The organism is Photobacterium sp. AWH4_225 (genome assembly GCF_056158405.1).
In genome coordinates, this window is sequence record NZ_JBSWTF010000001.1 from 351,440 (window position 1) to 369,105 (window position 17,666).

Consider the following 17,666-nt stretch of genomic DNA (forward strand, 5'->3'; position numbering starts at 1 on the left):
GATGAAAGGCTTGGAAGGCGTAAAACAGGTGGTAGTGATCGGGCTGGGTATGACCGGCCTGTCGGTGGTGAACCATCTGCTGAGGGCAACTCAGCCGTTGGACATCAAGGTCATTGATACCCGTGAGCACCCTCCGGGCCGCGAACAGCTCCCTGACTCGGTTCAACTTTGCAGTGGTCAGTGGCAGATGGACTGGCTGATGACTGCCGACTTGATTGTTTCAAGCCCGGGCATCGCCCTGGCTACTCCGCAGCTGCAGCAAGCAGCTACTTCGGGGATTGAAATTGTCGGTGATATCGAACTGTTTGCCCGTGCGGTAGAGAAGCCCGTGGTCGCGATCACAGGCTCCAACGGCAAGAGCACTGTGACCAGCCTAGTTGGCGAAATGGCCAAAGAGGCCGGCATCAACGTTGGTGTTGGTGGCAACATCGGCTTTGCTGCGCTGGATATGCTGGCAGACGATCACGACCTGTATGTCCTCGAGCTGTCCAGCTTCCAGCTGGAAACCACTTCGAGCCTGTCGCTCAAAGCGGCGGCTTACCTCAACCTGTCTGAAGATCATATGGACAGGTACCCCGGCGGCCTGGCTCAGTACAGCGCGGCCAAGATGCGTATTTTCAACAATGCCGAGCTGGCGGTTTTCAACCGCGAAGATCTGGCGACCAAGCCAGATACTGATGGTCGTGAGATTGAGCTGGTCAGCTTTGGCCTCAATACCGGTAACAACACCGGTAACAGTGAGAGCACCGAGCGCTACGGCTTGGCCGAGCACCAAGGCGAAGAGTGGCTGGCTATCGCTGGCGAGCCGGTAATGCCAAGCAACGAGATAGCCTTGGTCGGCCGCCACAATGTCGCCAACAGCCTGGCGGCCTTGGCGCTGGCGGATGCAGTAGGTATTGACCGCGAGGCCTCGTGCCGTGCGCTGCGTCGCTACAACGGCTTGGCCCATCGTTGCCAGCTGGTAGCTGAGCAACATGGCGTGAAATGGGTCAATGACTCCAAGGCCACCAATCTTGCCAGTACTTTGGCAGCACTCAATGGTTTGCAGCTTAATGGCAAGCTTCATTTGCTGGTAGGCGGTGATGGAAAGGGGGCCGACTTTGCAGAACTGGCACCCGTTCTGGCAACATTAGATGCTCAGTTGTACTGCTTTGGCCGCGACGGCGCTCATTTTGCGCCGCTGGTCGATAACCCTGTGATGGTCGAGACCATGGCGCAAGCCATGTCACAGGCTGCACAAACAGCCTGTGCGGGAGATATGATCTTGTTATCTCCGGCCTGTGCGAGCTTCGATCAATTTGCTAACTTTATGGTGCGTGGTGATACGTTTGTCGAACTGGCACAGACGCTACAGCACCAGGTAGGCAAGGACAGCTGATGGCAGGAGCGGTTAAGGAAGGGATGGGGCAGTTTTTTGATTGGATGACAAAACCGGCAGCACAGAGCCCGTATGACAGGCAACTGGTCTGGATTGCATTAGCCTTGATGGCAACAGGCTTGGTGATGGTTACGTCTGCCTCGGTGCCGATCGCGACCCGCCTGACGGATATGCCGTTCTATTTTGCCCTGCGCCATGGCTTCTTTCTATTCTGCTCACTGGTGCTGGCCAGTTTTGTGCTGATGATCCCGCTAGAGAAGTGGCGCCAGTACAGCGTGCCGATGCTGATCGTATCGATAGTGCTATTGATTGTGGTACTGGGTGTCGGTCGCTCGGTTAACGGTGCATCGCGCTGGATCCCTCTCGGGATTTTCAACCTGCAGCCTGCCGAAGTCGCCAAACTTTCCCTGTTTCTGTTTTTATCCGGCTACCTGGTTCGTCAGTACCAGCAAGTACGTGAAACCTTCGTCGGTTTTGCCAAGCCGTTGCTGGTGCTTGTCCTGCTTGGTGCCTTGCTTCTTGAACAGCCCGATCTCGGCTCGTTTGTCGTGATGTTCGTTACCACGGTCGGCATGCTGTTTATCGCCGGTGCCAAACTGTGGCAATTCATCGTGATGATAGCCACGGCGGGTGTCGGTATTGCCTCCCTGATTTATTTCGAGCCGTACCGTTGGCGTCGTGTTACCTCTTTCCTCGACCCGTGGGATGATCCGTTCGGTAGCGGCTACCAGCTTACCCAATCCCTGATGGCCTTTGGCCGTGGTGAATGGCTGGGTCAAGGTTTGGGTAACTCAATCCAGAAGCTGGAATATTTGCCCGAGGCTCACACCGACTTTGTCTTTGCGGTACTGGCCGAGGAAGTTGGCCTTATCGGGGTCACTGTGGTACTGCTGCTTATCTTTGCTTTGGTGTTTAAAGCCTTGATGATTGGCCGTCGCTGCTTGCAGACCGAGCAGTTATACGGCGGTTTCCTCGCTTTTGGCTTTGCTTTCTGGTTTGCTTTCCAGACCTTGGTCAATGTGGGCGCGGCCGCCGGCATGGTACCGACCAAGGGCTTGACCTTGCCACTGATCAGTTACGGTGGCTCCAGTTTATTTATTATGGCTACTGCGGTTGCCATTTTGATCCGGATTGACTACGAGCAGCGCATCGCTGCTAAAGCGATGCCGGATCCGGAAGTAGAAGAAAATGACAATGAACAAGAATAAACGCTTGCTGGTGATGGCGGGCGGCACCGGAGGCCATGTCTTCCCGGGCTTGGCCGTTGCCAAGCGTTTGCAGCAAGAAGGCTGGGAAATTCGCTGGCTCGGCACTGCCGACCGTATGGAAGCCGAGTTGGTGCCAAAGCACGGCATCGACATCGACTTTATCAAGGTCAAGGGCTTGCGCGGCCAGGGTATTACCCGCTTGTTGGCAGCGCCTTTCAAGATTGTTGGTGCAATTTTGCAGGCCAGAAAATATATCAAAGCGTGGCAGCCAGATGCGGTTCTCGGCATGGGCGGTTATGTCAGCGGGCCGGGTGGCGTCGCGGCTTGGCTGTCGGGCGTACCGGTGATTTTGCATGAACAAAACGCGGTCGCCGGTTTGACTAATCAGTGGCTTTCACGCATTGCGGCGAGTGTACTTCAGGCATTCCCGGGCGCTTTCCCGAACCGCGAAGTGGTGGGTAACCCAGTCCGTCAGGACGTTGTCGATTTGGCTGCGCCGGAGCAACGCTTTGCCGATCGGGACGGGGCTATTCGAGTGTTGGTGATGGGAGGCAGCCAGGGGGCACGCATCCTTAACCAAACTCTGCCTCAAGTTGCGGGCATGCTGGGCGATAAAGTCACAGTATGGCATCAGGCGGGTAAAGGTGCGCAGGCGCAAACCGAACAAGATTACGCCCAGTATGCCGATGTGCAGGGTGACAACTACCAAGTCACAGAGTTTATCGACGACGTAGCCGCGGCTTATGCCTGGGCTGATATCGTTGTTTGCCGCTCGGGGGCCCTGACCGTCTCTGAGCTATCGGCTGCCGGTCTTGGTGCGGTATTTGTGCCATTCATGCACAAGGATCGCCAGCAGGCGCTCAATGCCGATCACCTGGTGCAGTGCGGCGCGGCGAAAATGATTGAACAGCCTGATCTGACGGTTGAAGGGCTGGCCGACACTTTACAACAATTAGACCGTGCACTGCTGGCCAAGATGGCGCAGGCGGCACGGGACGCAGCGATTATTGATGCTGACCGCCGGGTGGCGGAGGTGATCAAGTCGTTGGCAAAGCAATAAGACGAGACAAAGTGATGAGTAAACTGGATAACCAGCAATTAGCAAAAATTAGAACCATGGTGCCAGAGATGCGCCGCGTAGAGCGTATCCACTTTGTTGGGATTGGCGGTGCCGGCATGAGCGGTATCGCAGAAGTCTTGGTAAACGAAGGCTACCACGTCAGCGGATCTGATCTGGCGCCGAATGCCGTGACTAACCGTTTGGCGAGCAAGGGGGCAGAGATTTTCTTTGGCCACCAAGCGAGCAACATCGAAGGCTCTAGTGTAGTGGTTGCCTCGACGGCGATTGATCAGAGCAACCCTGAATTGGCTGCTGCCCGAGAGCTGCGTATTCCGGTAGTACGCCGAGCAGAGATGCTGGCTGAGCTGATGCGCTACCGCCATGGTATTGCCATTGCCGGTACCCATGGCAAAACCACTACGACAGCTTTGGTTACCCAGATCTACTCTGAAGCAGGTTTGGATCCAACATTCGTCAACGGCGGTCTGGTGAAAAGTGCGGGGACCAATGCCCGTCTTGGCTCAAGCCGTTATCTGATTGCCGAAGCCGACGAAAGTGATGCATCATTCCTGCATCTGCAGCCGATGGTGTGTGTGGTGACCAATATCGAAGCGGACCATATGGATACCTATGGCGGCGACTTCGAGGTCCTAAAGCAGACGTTTGTCGATTTTCTGCACAACTTGCCGTTCTACGGCTTGGCGGTTATGTGTATTGATGATCCTGTCGTGCGTGAGCTTCTTCCAAGAATTGGCCGCCAGGTGATCACTTACGGCTTTTCTGAGGATGCAGATGTGCGTTTGGTTGATTATGATCAGCGCGGCCAGCAGGGACATTTCTCGATACTACGTAAAGGCAAGCCAGCCCTTGAGGTGAAATTGAACATCCCGGGTAAGCATAATGCCCTAAACGCGACAGCCGCTGTTGCCGTGGCTACTGAAGAAGGCGTGGCTGATGAGGCGATCACCCGTGCACTGGCAGAATTCGAAGGCACAGGCCGACGCTTTGACCACCTTGGCGAGTTCGAGACCGGTAATGGTAAAGTGATGCTGGTTGACGATTACGGCCACCACCCGAGCGAAGTGGACGTGACGATTCAGGCTGCGCGCGCAGGTTGGGAAGACAAGCGTTTGGTGATGGTATTCCAGCCGCACCGCTACAGCCGCACCCGTGATCTGTATGACGATTTTGCCAATGTACTCGAGCAGGTTGATGTACTTGTCATGCTGGATGTGTATGCTGCTGGTGAAGTACCGATTGCTGGTGCTGATGGCCGTGCCCTGTGCCGAACTATCCGTGGCCGTGGCAAATTGGACCCGATTTTCGTGCCGACTATCGATGCTCTACCGTCAGCGTTGGCAAATATTCTACAAAATGATGATTTGGTTCTGACACAAGGTGCCGGCGATGTTGGCAAGATTGCTCGACAGCTTGCGGATATGCAACTGAATATTGAGCAAATGAGCCAGTAATAATACTGTATAAAAAATATATATTTGGCTTGTTTTTTGCTTTGATTTAAGCTTATAGCCAGAGATCTGCGAGGAATCGGCTTTCAGATGTTGGAGAGCCGGAGCTTGCTCGCTATAATCTGTCAACTTTACGCGAGAAAGCGGAAAGGGTTGAGGGAATGGCCTTGCCGCTTTTGCTAGGTAAATATCGGCTATGACATCGGGATTAAACTATTTATGGCTGATAGTGTCCTAAAAAGAATATCGTTTTCCTCTGCGGCGCCGTTACACCACCGTGGGGAACTGGCTTTTTTTCTCTTTGTGATCGGGTTTGTTGCCTGGCTGTTCAGTGCGGCAATCAACTGGATGACAGATGCCAACCGGCTGCCGTTGTCACAGCTGGTGATTCAAGGTGAGTTACATTACCTCACGCCTGGTGATGTCCGGGAAGGGATTATGCACCTTGAGCAGCTTGGCAGTTTCATGACCCAGGACGTTGATGAAATTCAACATGTTCTAGAGGCCATGCCTTGGGTGGCCAGGGCAGCAGTGCGCAAGCAATGGCCAGATACCCTTAAGGTATTTTTGGTCGAGCAAGAGCCTGCGGCTTCTTGGAATGGCCGCGCGATGGTCAACCAGGAAGGGGAAGTCTTTGAGGCTCCTCCTGAGCAGTCCGGCCAAATGCTGGTGGGGCTGGCAGGGCCGGATGGCACTAGCCTCGAAGTGTTGAGCGCATTGCGCGAAATGCAACCGAGGTTACAGCATGCGGGCTTTGAAATTGCTACGCTGGCATTGAATGAACGTCGGGCTTGGCGGGTTTGGTTAACCAACGGCGTCAGGCTTGAATTAGGGCGTAAGGAGCGGATGGAGCGAATTGAACGTTTCATTACCTTATCCCCGCAATTAGAACAGCAAGGAAAGGCTATCGAGTACATAGACTTACGCTATGATACCGGAGCTGCTGTAGGCTGGGTCACTGACCCAGAGCAAAGCGAGACCAAATAGATCGGCTCGGCCGCAGCCTGTTTGGCTTAAGAGAACTATAAGAGTAGGCGCTATGACGAAGGCGGCAGATAAAAAACTGATAGTAGGCCTGGATATTGGCACGTCCAAAGTCAGTGCTTTGGTCGGTGAAGTGCTACCGGATGGCGAGGTTAACGTCATCGGTGAAGGTAGCAGTCCGTCCGGTGGGATGGACAAAGGCGGTGTGAATGATCTCGAGTCTGTAGTCAAATCGGTACAGGGCGCGATCTACAAAGCTGAGTTGATGGCTGACTGTCAGATTTCATCGGTATTTTTGTCTCTGTCGGGCAAGCATATTCGCTGCCAGACAGAAGAAGGCATGGTGCCGATTTCTGATAAAGAAGTCACTCAGGATGACGTAGACAATGTCATCCATACCGCTAAATCGGTAAAAATTAGTGACGAACATAAAGTTTTGCATGTAATTCCTCAGGAATTTGCTATTGATTATCAAGAGGGAATTAAAAACCCTGTTGGTCTATCTGGGGTACGCATGGAAGCCAGTGTTCATTTGATCACCTGCCATAACGACATGGCGCGTAATATCGTCAAGGCGGTAGAGCGCTGTGACCTCAAAGTCGATCAGCTTATTTTCTCCGGCTTGGCTGCCAGCCACGCAGTGTTGACGCCTGATGAGCGTGAACTGGGTGTCTGTGTGGTCGACATCGGCGGCGGTACTATGGATATCGCTGTCTGGACCGGTGGTGCATTGCGCCATGCGGCCGTGATTCCTTATGCGGGCAATGTGGTAACCAGTGACATTGCCTATGCGTTCGGCACCCCATTGGGCGATGCCGAGGAAATTAAAGTGAAATATGGCTGTGCGCTAAGCGAACTTGTTAGCAAGGATGCCAAGGTAGATGTGCCGAGTGTTGGCGGTCGACCTTCGCGTAGCCTGCAGAGCCAAACATTGGCGGAAGTGATAGAGCCCCGTTACAGCGAGCTGTTGGGACTGGTTAATCAGAAGCTGATAGAAGTACAAGAACAACTGCGTAATGCGGGAGTGAAGCACCAGCTGGCAGCAGGCATTGTCCTAACTGGCGGTGCGGCCCAGATGGAAGGCCTGGTGGAGTGCGCCGAGCGTGTCTTCAGCAACCAGGTTAGAGTTGGTCTGCCACTTAACGTGACAGGGCTGACCGAACATGTGCAATTCCCACATTATGCGACTGCAGTAGGTCTACTGCATTACGGAAAGGATAGTCAGACATTTGATGACAGCGAAATTGAGCAGAAACGTTCTGTTTCTGGCTTTTTCTCTAAGCTAAGTGGCTGGTTAAGAAAAGAATTTTAAAACCTGATGCGAACAGGATGGACGGAGAGAACACATGTTTGAACCGATGATGGAAATGTCTGACGAAGCGGTAATTAAAGTCATAGGCGTTGGCGGCGGCGGTGGTAATGCTGTCGATCACATGGTACGTGAATCAATCGAAGGCGTTGAGTTTATCAGTGTTAACACTGATGCTCAGGCACTACGTAAAACCAATGTAAGTACAGTGATCCAGATCGGTGGGGCTATCACCAAAGGTCTGGGTGCGGGTGCCAACCCTCAGGTTGGTCGTGACTCGGCACTGGAAGATCGCGAAGCAATCAAAGCTGAGCTTGAAGGCTCTGACATGATTTTCATCGCAGCCGGCATGGGCGGCGGTACCGGTACTGGTGCGGCGCCAATTATTGCTGAGGTAGCGAAAGAGCTGGGGATCCTGACTGTTGCGGTGGTGACTAAGCCATTTAGCTTCGAAGGCAAAAAGCGTATGGCTTTTGCCGAGCAGGGCATCGAGGAACTGTCTAAGCACGTTGACTCGTTGATCACTATCCCTAACGAAAAGCTTCTGAAAGTACTAGGCCGTGGCATCACATTGCTTGATGCGTTTGCTAAGGCTAACGACGTACTGAAAAACGCCGTTCAGGGTATTGCCGAGCTGATCACCCGTCCGGGTATGATCAACGTCGACTTTGCTGACGTTCGTACAGTGATGTCTGAAATGGGCCATGCCATGATGGGTAGCGGTGTTGCCACTGGTGACGACCGTGCTGAAGAAGCGGCTGAAATGGCGATTTCGAGCCCGCTACTAGAAGATATCGATCTAGCTGGTGCTCGCGGTGTGCTTGTTAACATCACCGCTGGCCTGGACATGCGCCTGGATGAGTTCGAAACTGTAGGTAACACGGTGAAAGCTTTTGCCTCTGATAACGCAACGGTTGTTATCGGTACATCGCTTGACCCTGAAATGTCTGACGAGCTACGTGTAACGGTTGTTGCTACGGGTATTGGCAAAGAATGCAAGCCAGATATCACCTTGGTAACTGGTACTGCGAAGCCAGTACAGGCCGTGGCTGCTGAGAAACCAGCCCCTGCAGCAGCACCTGCTGAAGAAGCTAAAGCTGCGCCACTAAACCAGCCAGCTCCGGCGGCGGAACCGGCTAACCAGCAGACGGCAACGGCAGCAAATCCTAAGCCTCAGGCGGATCACGACTACTTGGATATCCCAGCATTTTTGCGCAAGCAAGCTGACTAAGCGCGCAATTAATTTTGGGAAACTGGTTAAAAAGTGATATGATGTACGTCCCTGTCTTTAATTTGACGAAGGATAGGGGCCGATATCATGGCAATTTTATAGTTGAGAAAAGCAGATGATAAGACAACGTACACTGAAAAGCATTGTGCAAACGACTGGGGTGGGACTTCACTCTGGCCGTAAAGTGACGCTTATTCTTCGTCCTGCTGCTGCAAACACTGGTGTGATTTATCGCCGTACCGATTTGAATCCGCCTGTTGATTTTCCAGCAGATGCAGATTCGGTCCGCGACACCATGTTGTGTACTGCCCTGGTCAATGAGCAAGGCGTACGTATCTCAACGGTTGAGCACCTTAACGCTGCGTTGGCAGGAATGGGTATCGATAACGTTATTATCGAAGTTGATGCACCTGAAATCCCTATTATGGATGGCAGTGCGAGCCCGTTCATCTACCTGCTGCAGTCTGCCGGCATCGATACCCTGAATGTGCCTAAGCGTTTCTTGCGTATCAAGAAAACTGTTCGCGTCGAAGATGGTGACAAGTGGGCAGAACTCCGTCCTTACAACGGGTTCCGTCTGGATTTCGCTATCGAGTTTAACCACCCGGCGATTGAATCAGAGCAGCAGCGTTTGGTATTGGATTTTTCCAGCCAGTCATTTGTTAAAGATATCAGCCGTGCCCGTACCTTCGGCTTCATGCGTGATATCGAATACCTTCAGTCACAGAACTTGTGTCTGGGTGGTAGCTTTGACAATGCTATCGTGCTTGACGATTACCGCATCCTCAATGACGAAGGCCTACGCTTCGACAACGAGCTTGTTACCCACAAGGTACTGGACGCCATTGGCGATCTTTACATGTGTGGCCACAATATCATTGGCGAAATGGTGGCTTACAAGTCAGGCCATGCGCTTAACAACAAGCTACTGCGTGCAGTGCTTGCTGATCAGGAAGCGTATGAGTGGTCGACCTTCACGGATGAACAGCAGGTTCCTGTAACCTTTGCTCAGCCTGGAATGGTACTGGCCTAATCGGTCATTGCGCATCAAACGATTTCAGAAACGCCGGACATTGTCCGGCGTTTTTTTATGCTTTCATTTCTGCATTGGGCTGCCTTGGTGGGCAATGGCAGAGCATAACTCTGCTTTCTTGGCCAAAAGTGGTGGCTAAGTTCTAATTTTTCGAATATGAAAAACCTCGTCGGGTCATTTGCCATAGGCGACACTGTCAATATGGCTTATTATATCAAGCTTGGGAGAGCACTGACCAAGGTCGCTTGGCTTATTGGATCAGCTTGGGTTTGCACCCTCCACGGATAGCCGATGGTGTTCAATTTCTGGTATTGTTTTCATTTATCCCTTGAAATGGTCGACTCGTACCACAATATCATCAATAACCATTGTTTTTCGTATCGGCTTCCGTAGTCACACCAGTGGCGAATTTAGACGGGACAGGGATGATTAATCGCAAGTCTTGGCCTAGTGCCTTGCTGATATAATCCCGGTTGAAAAATTCAGATTAAGAATTCAGCCTCGATAGGCTGAAATAACTAAGAGAAAACGGCAACGCCATGTTATCAAAACTACTGACCAAAGTTATCGGTAGCCGTAACGACCGCACACTGCGTCGTATGCGCAAAATTGTTGACCAAATCAACAAGCTTGAACCTCAATTCGAAAGTTTGCAGGACGAAGAACTAAAGGCCAAAACGGTTGAGTTCCGTGAGCGTCTGGAGCAGGGTGAGAACCTTGACCAATTACTGCCAGAAGCCTTTGCAACAGTACGTGAAGCGTCCAAGCGTGTATTCGGTATGCGCCACTTCGACGTTCAGCTTATCGGTGGTATGGTACTGAACGCTTGCCAAATCGCAGAGATGCGTACCGGTGAGGGTAAAACCCTGACGGCAACCCTGCCTGCTTATCTTAATGCCCTAACCGGTAAAGGCGTTCACATCGTTACGGTGAATGACTACCTGGCTGCGCGTGATGCCGAAACCAACCGTGCACTATTTGAATTCCTTGGCATGAGCGTTGGCGTTAACGTGCCAAACATGCCTCCTCAGGCGAAGAAAGAAGCCTACGCTGCCGATATCCTTTACGGTACAAACAACGAATTTGGTTTTGACTACCTGCGTGACAACATGGCATTCCGCCCGGAAGACCGCGTACAGCGCGAGCGCTTCTTTGCGGTAGTCGATGAAGTTGACTCCATCCTTATCGATGAAGCCCGTACCCCGCTTATTATCTCGGGTCCTGCGGAAGATAGCTCTGAGCTATACACCAAGATCAACACCCTGATCCCTCAGCTGGTGAGACAGGATCAGGAAGACAGTGAAGAATACCGTGGCGAAGGCCACTACACGGTTGATGAAAAGTCGAAGCAGGCCCACCTAACCGAAAACGGTCAGGAATTTGTTGAAGAGCTGCTCAAGACAAATGGCATGATGGAAGAGGACGATACCCTTTACTCTCCTGCCAACATCAGCCTGCTGCACCATGTTAACGCTGCGCTGCGTGCCCATGTACTGTTCGAGCGTGACGTTGACTACATCGTTAAAGACGACGAAGTGATCATCGTTGATGAACACACCGGCCGTACCATGCCGGGCCGCCGCTGGTCTGAAGGTCTGCACCAGGCTGTTGAAGCCAAAGAAGGTGTGAAGATCCAGAACGAAAACCAGACGCTGGCGTCGATCACGTTCCAGAACTACTTCCGTCTGTACACCAAGCTGTCAGGTATGACAGGTACAGCCGATACCGAAGCATTCGAATTCCAGTCTATCTACGGCCTTGAAACCGTAGTACTACCAACCAACAAGCCGATGATCCGTGATGACATGGGTGACTTGGTTTACATGACCGAGCTGGAAAAATTTGCCGCGATCAGCGAAGACATCAAGAACCGTGTCGAGAACGGCCAGCCTGTTCTTGTCGGTACGGTATCGATTGAAAAATCTGAGCTGTTGTCTAAGTCGCTGAAGAAGCAAGGTATCAAGCACGAAGTCTTGAACGCCAAGTTCCACGAGCGTGAAGCAGACATCGTTGCTCAGGCGGGTGCACCAAAAGCAGTGACTATCGCGACTAACATGGCAGGCCGTGGTACGGATATCGTACTGGGTGGTTCATGGCAGAGCGAAGTTGCCAAGCTGGACAACCCGACAGACGATCAGATTGCTAAGATCAAAGCTGACTGGCAGGTTAAACACGATGCGGTTCTAGCATCAGGTGGTCTGCACATCATCGGTACCGAGCGTCACGAATCTCGCCGTATCGATAACCAGCTACGTGGTCGTTCTGGCCGTCAGGGTGATGCCGGTTCTTCACGTTTCTACCTATCGATGGAAGATGGCCTGATGCGTATCTTCGCTTCGGATCGTGTATCTAACATGATGAAAAAGCTGGGTATGGAAGAAGGTGAAGCCATTGAGCACCCATGGGTGACCAAGGCTATCGAGAACGCCCAGCGTAAAGTTGAAGGCCGTAACTTCGATATCCGTAAGCAGCTGCTTGAATTCGATGACGTGGCAAACGACCAGCGTAAGGTGGTTTACGAGCTACGTGACGAGCTGATGAACGCTGAAGACATCAGCGAGATGATCGAGCAGAACCGCGAAGACGTGATCCAAGCCGTTATCGATGGCTACATCCCACCGCAGTCGCTGGAAGAGATGTGGGACATCCAGGGTCTGGAAGAGCGCCTGAAGGCCGACTACGACATGGAGCTACCTATCCAGGAGTGGTTAGACAGCGAAGATAAGCTTTACGAAGAAGCATTGCGTGAGCGTATCGTCGAGAAAGCGGTTGAGATCTACCGTCACAAAGAAGAAGTGGTTGGTGCGCCAGTACTGCGTAACTTCGAGAAGACGGTAATGCTGCAGAACCTGGATACGCTATGGAAAGAACACCTAGCGGCAATGGACCACCTGCGTCAGGGGATCCACCTACGTGGTTACGCCCAGAAGAACCCGAAACAGGAATACAAGCGCGAGTCGTTTGAACTGTTTGAAGGTATGCTGGAAAGCCTGAAGTCTGACGTGATTGCGATTCTGAGCAAGGTACGTGTTCAGCAGCAGGAAGAAGTTGAGCGTGTTGAAGAAGAGCGCCGCCGTCAGGCAGAAGAGCTTGCTCGCCGCCAGCAGTTCCAGCACCAGAATGCGGAAAATCAAATTGCTGACGAAAGCCAGGAGAGCGACGAAGCGGCACCTTACCAGCGTGAAGAGCGCAAGGTAGGCCGTAACGAGCCTTGCCCATGTGGCTCTGGCAAGAAGTACAAGCAATGCCACGGTAAAATCAACTAACCGGGCTGCTTAACCCATACAAAAGGCCGCTACTGCGGCCTTTTTTCTATACCGAGATAAGGTAATAGAGCCTTTATCTCTGGGTGTATGATATTGGTTATCAAGCACCGGGTATTTGCTTAAAGAAGAGATCTGCTCAGCAGACAACGAAAGAGAAAGGAACAGCTTTGGAAAAGAAACAAGTGTGGATTTCGGCGGGGATCATCCTCAATGCCGAGCAGGACAAGGTTTTTATTACCCAGCGCGCTGCCAAGGCGCACAAGGGCGGCTTTTGGGAGTTTGCCGGGGGCAAGGTCGAAGTTGGCGAAACGGCCGAACAGGCAGTGATCAGGGAGCTTCACGAGGAAGTAGGTATTCAGGCAACAGAGCTGGAACACTTTATGGCACTGGAGCACGACTACCCAGAGAAGTCGCTGAAGTTTGATTTCTTTTTGGTACGCGCTTTCGAGGGCAAGGCTTATGGTAAAGAAGGCCAGCCAAGCGAGTGGGTGCGTCTGGAAGAACTAACCAACTACGCATTCCCAGAGGCGAATGAGGTAGTGCTAGAAAAGCTGATGAGCCTATAAACTGGTTCTGTGGTTCTGTGGTTCTGTGGTTCTGTGGTTCTGTGGTTCTGTGGCTCTGTGGTTCTGTGGTTCTGTGGTTCTGTGGTTCTGTGGACCTATAGCGTTTGAATACCATAGGGCCACAGCGCCATAGGATCGATTCTTAGTATCCCATATCTTCCGACCAGCCGTCGGAGTCCGACATATCCGGTGCGCCCGGGATCGCCTTCTCTTCTTCGGCCCACTCACCCAGATCAATCAGCTGGCAGCGCTTGCAGCAGAACGGACGGAATGGACTCTGCTCACCCCAAACAACGTCGGTCTGGCAGGTCGGGCATTTCACCACAGTGATCGGTGTGGTTGGCGTGTTGGATTGCGTCACTAGTTACCTCAGCAAATCGCTAGTTTAAATTCTATCGTCTCGGCAATACCGGCGCCTTCTTCAAATGGCATGAAGCGGATGGCAAACCGGCTGCGGTGCCCTGATATCATAGGGTAGACACCATGGCTGGGGCAAATCTCGAGCCTAATCAAACTGGCTTCTTCCGCTTCATGCTGGAAGAACCCCCCGCGAGCCACCTGATCTTGGAACTGGCCGGTTTCCCTTACCAGCTTGAGCCATAGGTTGAGCGCAACACTCAGCTCTTTGATTTGCGAGAGCCAGTTGGTCAGATCATTTTGCTTGTGGGCCAGTGGCAGGTGCAGCCAGTGGTGCAGGGCTGGTAGGTCAAAGCAGCAGCTGCCGCCAGGGATCGACAGGCGTTGTTTGATCCCGCCGAGGAAGCGGTCTTCACGCAGGGCCTGACCAAGGCGATTGGAAGTTAGCAGCTGGTGCTGGGCTAACTCTAATTGATCGAGAAGGCCTAGTAGGGCAGTTTGATCAACCCCTTCGATATTAAGCCATTGCTTGAGGCGGCCACGTTGCTTTTCCAGATCCTTGGCGAGCTCAGACTTGAGCTGGATCTGATCAAGAATTTCCAGCAAATCAAACAGAGCGCGGAAGAATAGCTGATGCTGCCACGGATCCGTCAGCTCGCTGGCATGCTGCATCTGACGGATCAAATATTCGAGGCGAAGGTAAATCCGTACCTTCTCGTTTAGCGGGTGTTCAAAGCGATTTGTTTGCATATCAACCTACCCAAATTAGTTAGCACTGCGGTGTGTTGTTCTGCTGGCGGCTCAGCGCCAGGTATTCTTGGTGCAGTTTGGTAACTTGCTGCTCAAGGTTGTCACCATTGCCATTATTGCAAATCACATCATCGGCAGCAGCAAGGCGTTGTTCACGGCTGGCCTGAGACGCCAGGATGCTACGAACCTGTTCGGCTGGAACATTGTCTCGCTGCTGGGTTCGGGCGATTTGGATCTCTTCATCGACATCGACCACCAACAGGCGATCAGTCATTGCCTGTAGGTTATTTTCCACCATAAGCGGCACAACCAGCAAGCAATACGGTGATTGGGCGGCGGCAATATCTTGCTGCATTTTCTCCCTGATCATCGGGTGCAATAATTGGTTAAGCCATTCTTTTAATTGATTATCACTGAAGATGGCTTCACGCAGCTTACTGCGATTAAGCGTGCCATCTGTCAGCAAGATGTCAGAACCCAGTTTCTCAACAATGGCTTGCAAACCTGCACTACCGGGCTCGACCACTTCACGGGCCACGATATCGGCATCGATGATCTCGATCTGCTGGGCGGCAAACAAGTTGGCAACCGTGGTTTTACCACTGCCGATCCCGCCAGTTAATCCAATTACTAAAGACATAGTTTACAGCCCCAGATAAGCAGTTAGGTACCAGTTGAGCAAAAGCTCACCCCATAACATGGCCACCCAGCCGGCAATGGCTAGGTAAGGGCCGAAAGAAAACGGCTGCTGGCCGTCTGTTTGCTGGCGGCGCATCATGATAATACCGCAGATAGCCCCGACCAGAGAGGAAAGCAGTACTACAAACGGCAGTAGCTGCCAGCCCAGCCATGCACCCAGCGCAGCTAGGAGTTTGAAGTCGCCATAGCCCATGCCTTCCTTGCCGGTCAGCAGTTTGAAAGCCCAGTATAAACTCCATAAAGAAAGGTAACCGGCCATGGCACCGATAACGGCATCTTGAAGGCTGACAGGGGAGATCCCCAGCAGCGATAGCATCAAACCCGCCCACATCAGTGGCAGGGTGATTTGATCCGGCAGCAGCATTTTGTCGATATCGATAAAGGTCAGGGCGATCAGGGCAAAACTGAATAGGATCACCGCAAAAGACCAGGTTGAAGCCGGAAGGGTGAAAGCGATAGTGGCACTGATCACGGCGGTAAAGGCTTCGATTGCCGGATAGCGCGCACTGATTTTTGCCTTGCAGTTGCGGCATTGACCTTTGAGTAGCAGCCAGCTGATCACCGGAATGTTATCCCACATGCTGATTTGATGCTGGCAATGCGGGCAGCGCGAACGCGGAATGCTGAGGTTGAAGGTACCGGTGTCTGTCTGTTGGTCCAGTTCAGGGAAATACTCGATGCAGTCGGCTCTCCATTGGCGTTCCATCATAATAGGCAGTCGGTAGATCACCACGTTGAGGAAGCTACCTACTAGCAATCCGAAAATTGCAGCAAAAACAGGAAATAACCAAGGGTACACAGACAGCAGCGTCATGAAAAAACTCTCATATAACTCAATGGGGATATTGTAGGGGAAAGAGAGCCTAGATCCTAGAACCTAGTTCTTTGATGCTGGCAGAAGCGGGTTCTGGGAGGAAATGGCTCTGGATCCTAGGAAAAAGAAAAGCGAAAAAGACTTAAGAGATTGAAATTAAATCCAAACCTATTGGAATGTTCTGCAATTCCCAATTCCCAATTCCCAATTCCCAATTCCCAATTCCCAATTCCCAATTCCCAATTCCCAATTCCCAATTCCCAGGAGCTAGGATCCAGGATCTCGCACCTTACTTCTACCCAACCACACTCATCAACTTAAACACCGGCATATACATGGCGATCAGCAAACCGCCGATCAGGCCGCCGAGGAACAGGATGATCAGCGGTTCGAGAATTTTGCCGAGGTTATCGACGGTGTTGTCGACATCATCCTCGTAGGTGATGGCAATTTTGTTGAGCATGTCATCGATAGACCCGGACTCTTCGCCGATCATCACCATTTGCAGCATCAGCTCGGGAAATACCTCACTATGGCGCAGGGCCAAGTTCAATGGCATGCCGGCAGCGGTATTGCCGTGGGCGCCTTGTATGGCTTGCTCGATAAAGCGGTTGCCCGCCGTTCTTCCGGCCGCTTCCAATCCGGTCAGCAGCGGGATCCCCGACGAGAAAGTGGTAGCAAGGGTACGGGCAAAACGGGCGATGGCAGCTTTGCGCATGATGGGCCCCATTATGGGGATCACCAGCAGGAAGCGGTGCACCCGCAGCTTGTGTTTGTCTGATTTACGATAGGCGGTAATGGCAAAGATGATCGCCAGCAACAAGCCTAGTGCGAGGTAGGGGCCGTGGCTGAACATGAGGTTCGAAGTGTCGATGATCCGCTGGGTAAACCATGGTAGATCAGCACCAAAGCTTTTGAAGATATTGGCAAACTGCGGGATCACGAAAATAAGCATCATCACAGTGACGATAATGGCTGTCAGAGTCACCATGGTCGGGTAAATCATCGCCTTGACCATTTTCTTGCGCATGGCTTCGCTTTTTTCACGGTAAGTGGCAAGGCGGTTGAATGCCTCGGCCAAGTGGCCGGTCTGCTCACCGGTCGCAACAAGATCGCAATAGAAATCATCGAACAGCGGTGAGCTGGTATGCATCGCGCGGGATAGGGTTGAACCAGCTTCGACCTGAGTGGTGATCATCGCAAGGGTCGCCCGTCCTTCGGCCTTATGGTGGCTGGTGGAAATCAGCTTGAGTGCCTGTACCACCGGGACGCCGGAGTTGACCATAGTGGCAAGCTGGCGGGTAATGGCGGTGATATCGGCGGCCTTGAGTTGGTTTCTGCGTTTGCTCAACGTTGAAGGCTGGTGGCGCTTGATTTTCTTGACGATGATCTGCTGCTCGCTAAGCTTGGCGCGAATTTCTTGCTCTTGAAAGCCTAGCATTACACCTGACAAGCGTCTTCCGGTCGGGTTGATCCCACGCCAGCGGTAGTAACGTATTTTTCTGTCCTTGGCCATGGGGAGTTCCTTATGTTGCTAGACGT

The 17,666-nt window shown here is 52.4% G+C and carries 15 protein-coding genes; 10 read left to right on the top strand and 5 right to left on the bottom strand.

Annotation, left to right across the window (positions count from 1 at the left end; genetic code table 11):
- Window position 1: 1 nt before the first annotated feature.
- The 10 genes from murD to mutT all read left to right on the top strand — a co-directional run bounded on the left by murD (window position 2) and on the right by mutT (window position 13,504).
- Window positions 2–1,378, top strand: a complete 1,377-nt coding sequence (murD, locus tag ACXAD4_RS01795; RefSeq protein ID WP_475238229.1) for a UDP-N-acetylmuramoyl-L-alanine--D-glutamate ligase — start codon at window positions 2–4, stop codon at window positions 1,376–1,378.
- Window positions 1,378–2,586, top strand: a complete 1,209-nt coding sequence (gene ftsW / locus ACXAD4_RS01800) for a cell division protein FtsW (protein ID WP_317523704.1) — start codon at window positions 1,378–1,380, stop codon at window positions 2,584–2,586. Before murD ends, ftsW begins: the two co-directional genes overlap by 1 nt.
- Window positions 2,573–3,646, top strand: a complete 1,074-nt coding sequence (gene murG / locus ACXAD4_RS01805) for an undecaprenyldiphospho-muramoylpentapeptide beta-N-acetylglucosaminyltransferase (protein ID WP_475238231.1) — start codon at window positions 2,573–2,575, stop codon at window positions 3,644–3,646. Before ftsW ends, murG begins: the two co-directional genes overlap by 14 nt.
- Before the next feature lie 14 nt (window positions 3,647–3,660).
- On the top strand, window positions 3,661–5,118 hold the full coding sequence (gene murC, locus ACXAD4_RS01810; RefSeq protein ID WP_475238233.1) for a UDP-N-acetylmuramate--L-alanine ligase: 1,458 nt from the start codon (window positions 3,661–3,663) through the stop codon (window positions 5,116–5,118).
- Between the two features lie 216 nt (window positions 5,119–5,334).
- Window positions 5,335–6,102 carry a cell division protein FtsQ/DivIB gene (locus ACXAD4_RS01815; protein WP_475238235.1) on the top strand — a complete coding sequence of 256 codons (768 nt, stop codon included), beginning with the start codon at window positions 5,335–5,337 and terminating at the stop codon, window positions 6,100–6,102.
- Window positions 6,103–6,154: 52 nt separating this feature from the next.
- A complete protein-coding gene (ftsA, locus tag ACXAD4_RS01820; RefSeq protein ID WP_317523700.1) occupies window positions 6,155–7,411 on the top strand; it encodes a cell division protein FtsA in 1,257 nt (418 codons plus the stop codon).
- A 34-nt stretch (window positions 7,412–7,445) separates the two neighbouring features.
- Window positions 7,446–8,639: a cell division protein FtsZ gene (gene ftsZ / locus ACXAD4_RS01825; RefSeq protein WP_475238237.1), complete on the top strand. Its 1,194-nt coding sequence runs from the start codon at window positions 7,446–7,448 to the stop codon at window positions 8,637–8,639.
- 115 nt (window positions 8,640–8,754) lie between these two features.
- Entirely contained in the window at window positions 8,755–9,672 is a 918-nt protein-coding gene (gene lpxC, locus ACXAD4_RS01830) for a UDP-3-O-acyl-N-acetylglucosamine deacetylase (protein ID WP_317523698.1), read from the top strand.
- Between the two features lie 539 nt (window positions 9,673–10,211).
- A complete protein-coding gene (gene secA / locus ACXAD4_RS01835) occupies window positions 10,212–12,938 on the top strand; it encodes a preprotein translocase subunit SecA (RefSeq protein ID WP_475238239.1) in 2,727 nt (908 codons plus the stop codon).
- A gap of 167 nt (window positions 12,939–13,105) precedes the next feature.
- Window positions 13,106–13,504 (top strand): 8-oxo-dGTP diphosphatase MutT, encoded by a 399-nt coding sequence (gene mutT / locus ACXAD4_RS01840; protein WP_475238240.1) that lies wholly within the window; start codon window positions 13,106–13,108, stop codon window positions 13,502–13,504.
- Window positions 13,505–13,646: 142 nt separating this feature from the next.
- On the opposite strand, the gene yacG is transcribed toward mutT, so the two are convergent.
- From yacG to ACXAD4_RS01865, 5 genes are all read right to left on the bottom strand, one after another.
- Window positions 13,647–13,865, bottom strand: a complete 219-nt coding sequence (gene yacG, locus ACXAD4_RS01845) for a DNA gyrase inhibitor YacG (protein WP_039459319.1) — start codon at window positions 13,863–13,865, stop codon at window positions 13,647–13,649.
- 8 nt (window positions 13,866–13,873) lie between these two features.
- Window positions 13,874–14,611, bottom strand: coding sequence for a cell division protein ZapD (gene zapD, locus ACXAD4_RS01850; RefSeq protein WP_475238244.1), 738 nt, complete (start codon window positions 14,609–14,611; stop codon window positions 13,874–13,876).
- A 19-nt stretch (window positions 14,612–14,630) separates the two neighbouring features.
- Window positions 14,631–15,251 carry a dephospho-CoA kinase gene (coaE, locus tag ACXAD4_RS01855; RefSeq protein WP_475238247.1) on the bottom strand — a complete coding sequence of 207 codons (621 nt, stop codon included), beginning with the start codon at window positions 15,249–15,251 and terminating at the stop codon, window positions 14,631–14,633.
- A gap of 3 nt (window positions 15,252–15,254) precedes the next feature.
- Window positions 15,255–16,124: a prepilin peptidase gene (locus ACXAD4_RS01860; protein WP_475238250.1), complete on the bottom strand. Its 870-nt coding sequence runs from the start codon at window positions 16,122–16,124 to the stop codon at window positions 15,255–15,257.
- A gap of 295 nt (window positions 16,125–16,419) precedes the next feature.
- Window positions 16,420–17,640 carry a type II secretion system F family protein gene (locus ACXAD4_RS01865; RefSeq protein ID WP_475238252.1) on the bottom strand — a complete coding sequence of 407 codons (1,221 nt, stop codon included), beginning with the start codon at window positions 17,638–17,640 and terminating at the stop codon, window positions 16,420–16,422.
- Between the last annotated feature and the right edge of the window lie 26 nt (window positions 17,641–17,666).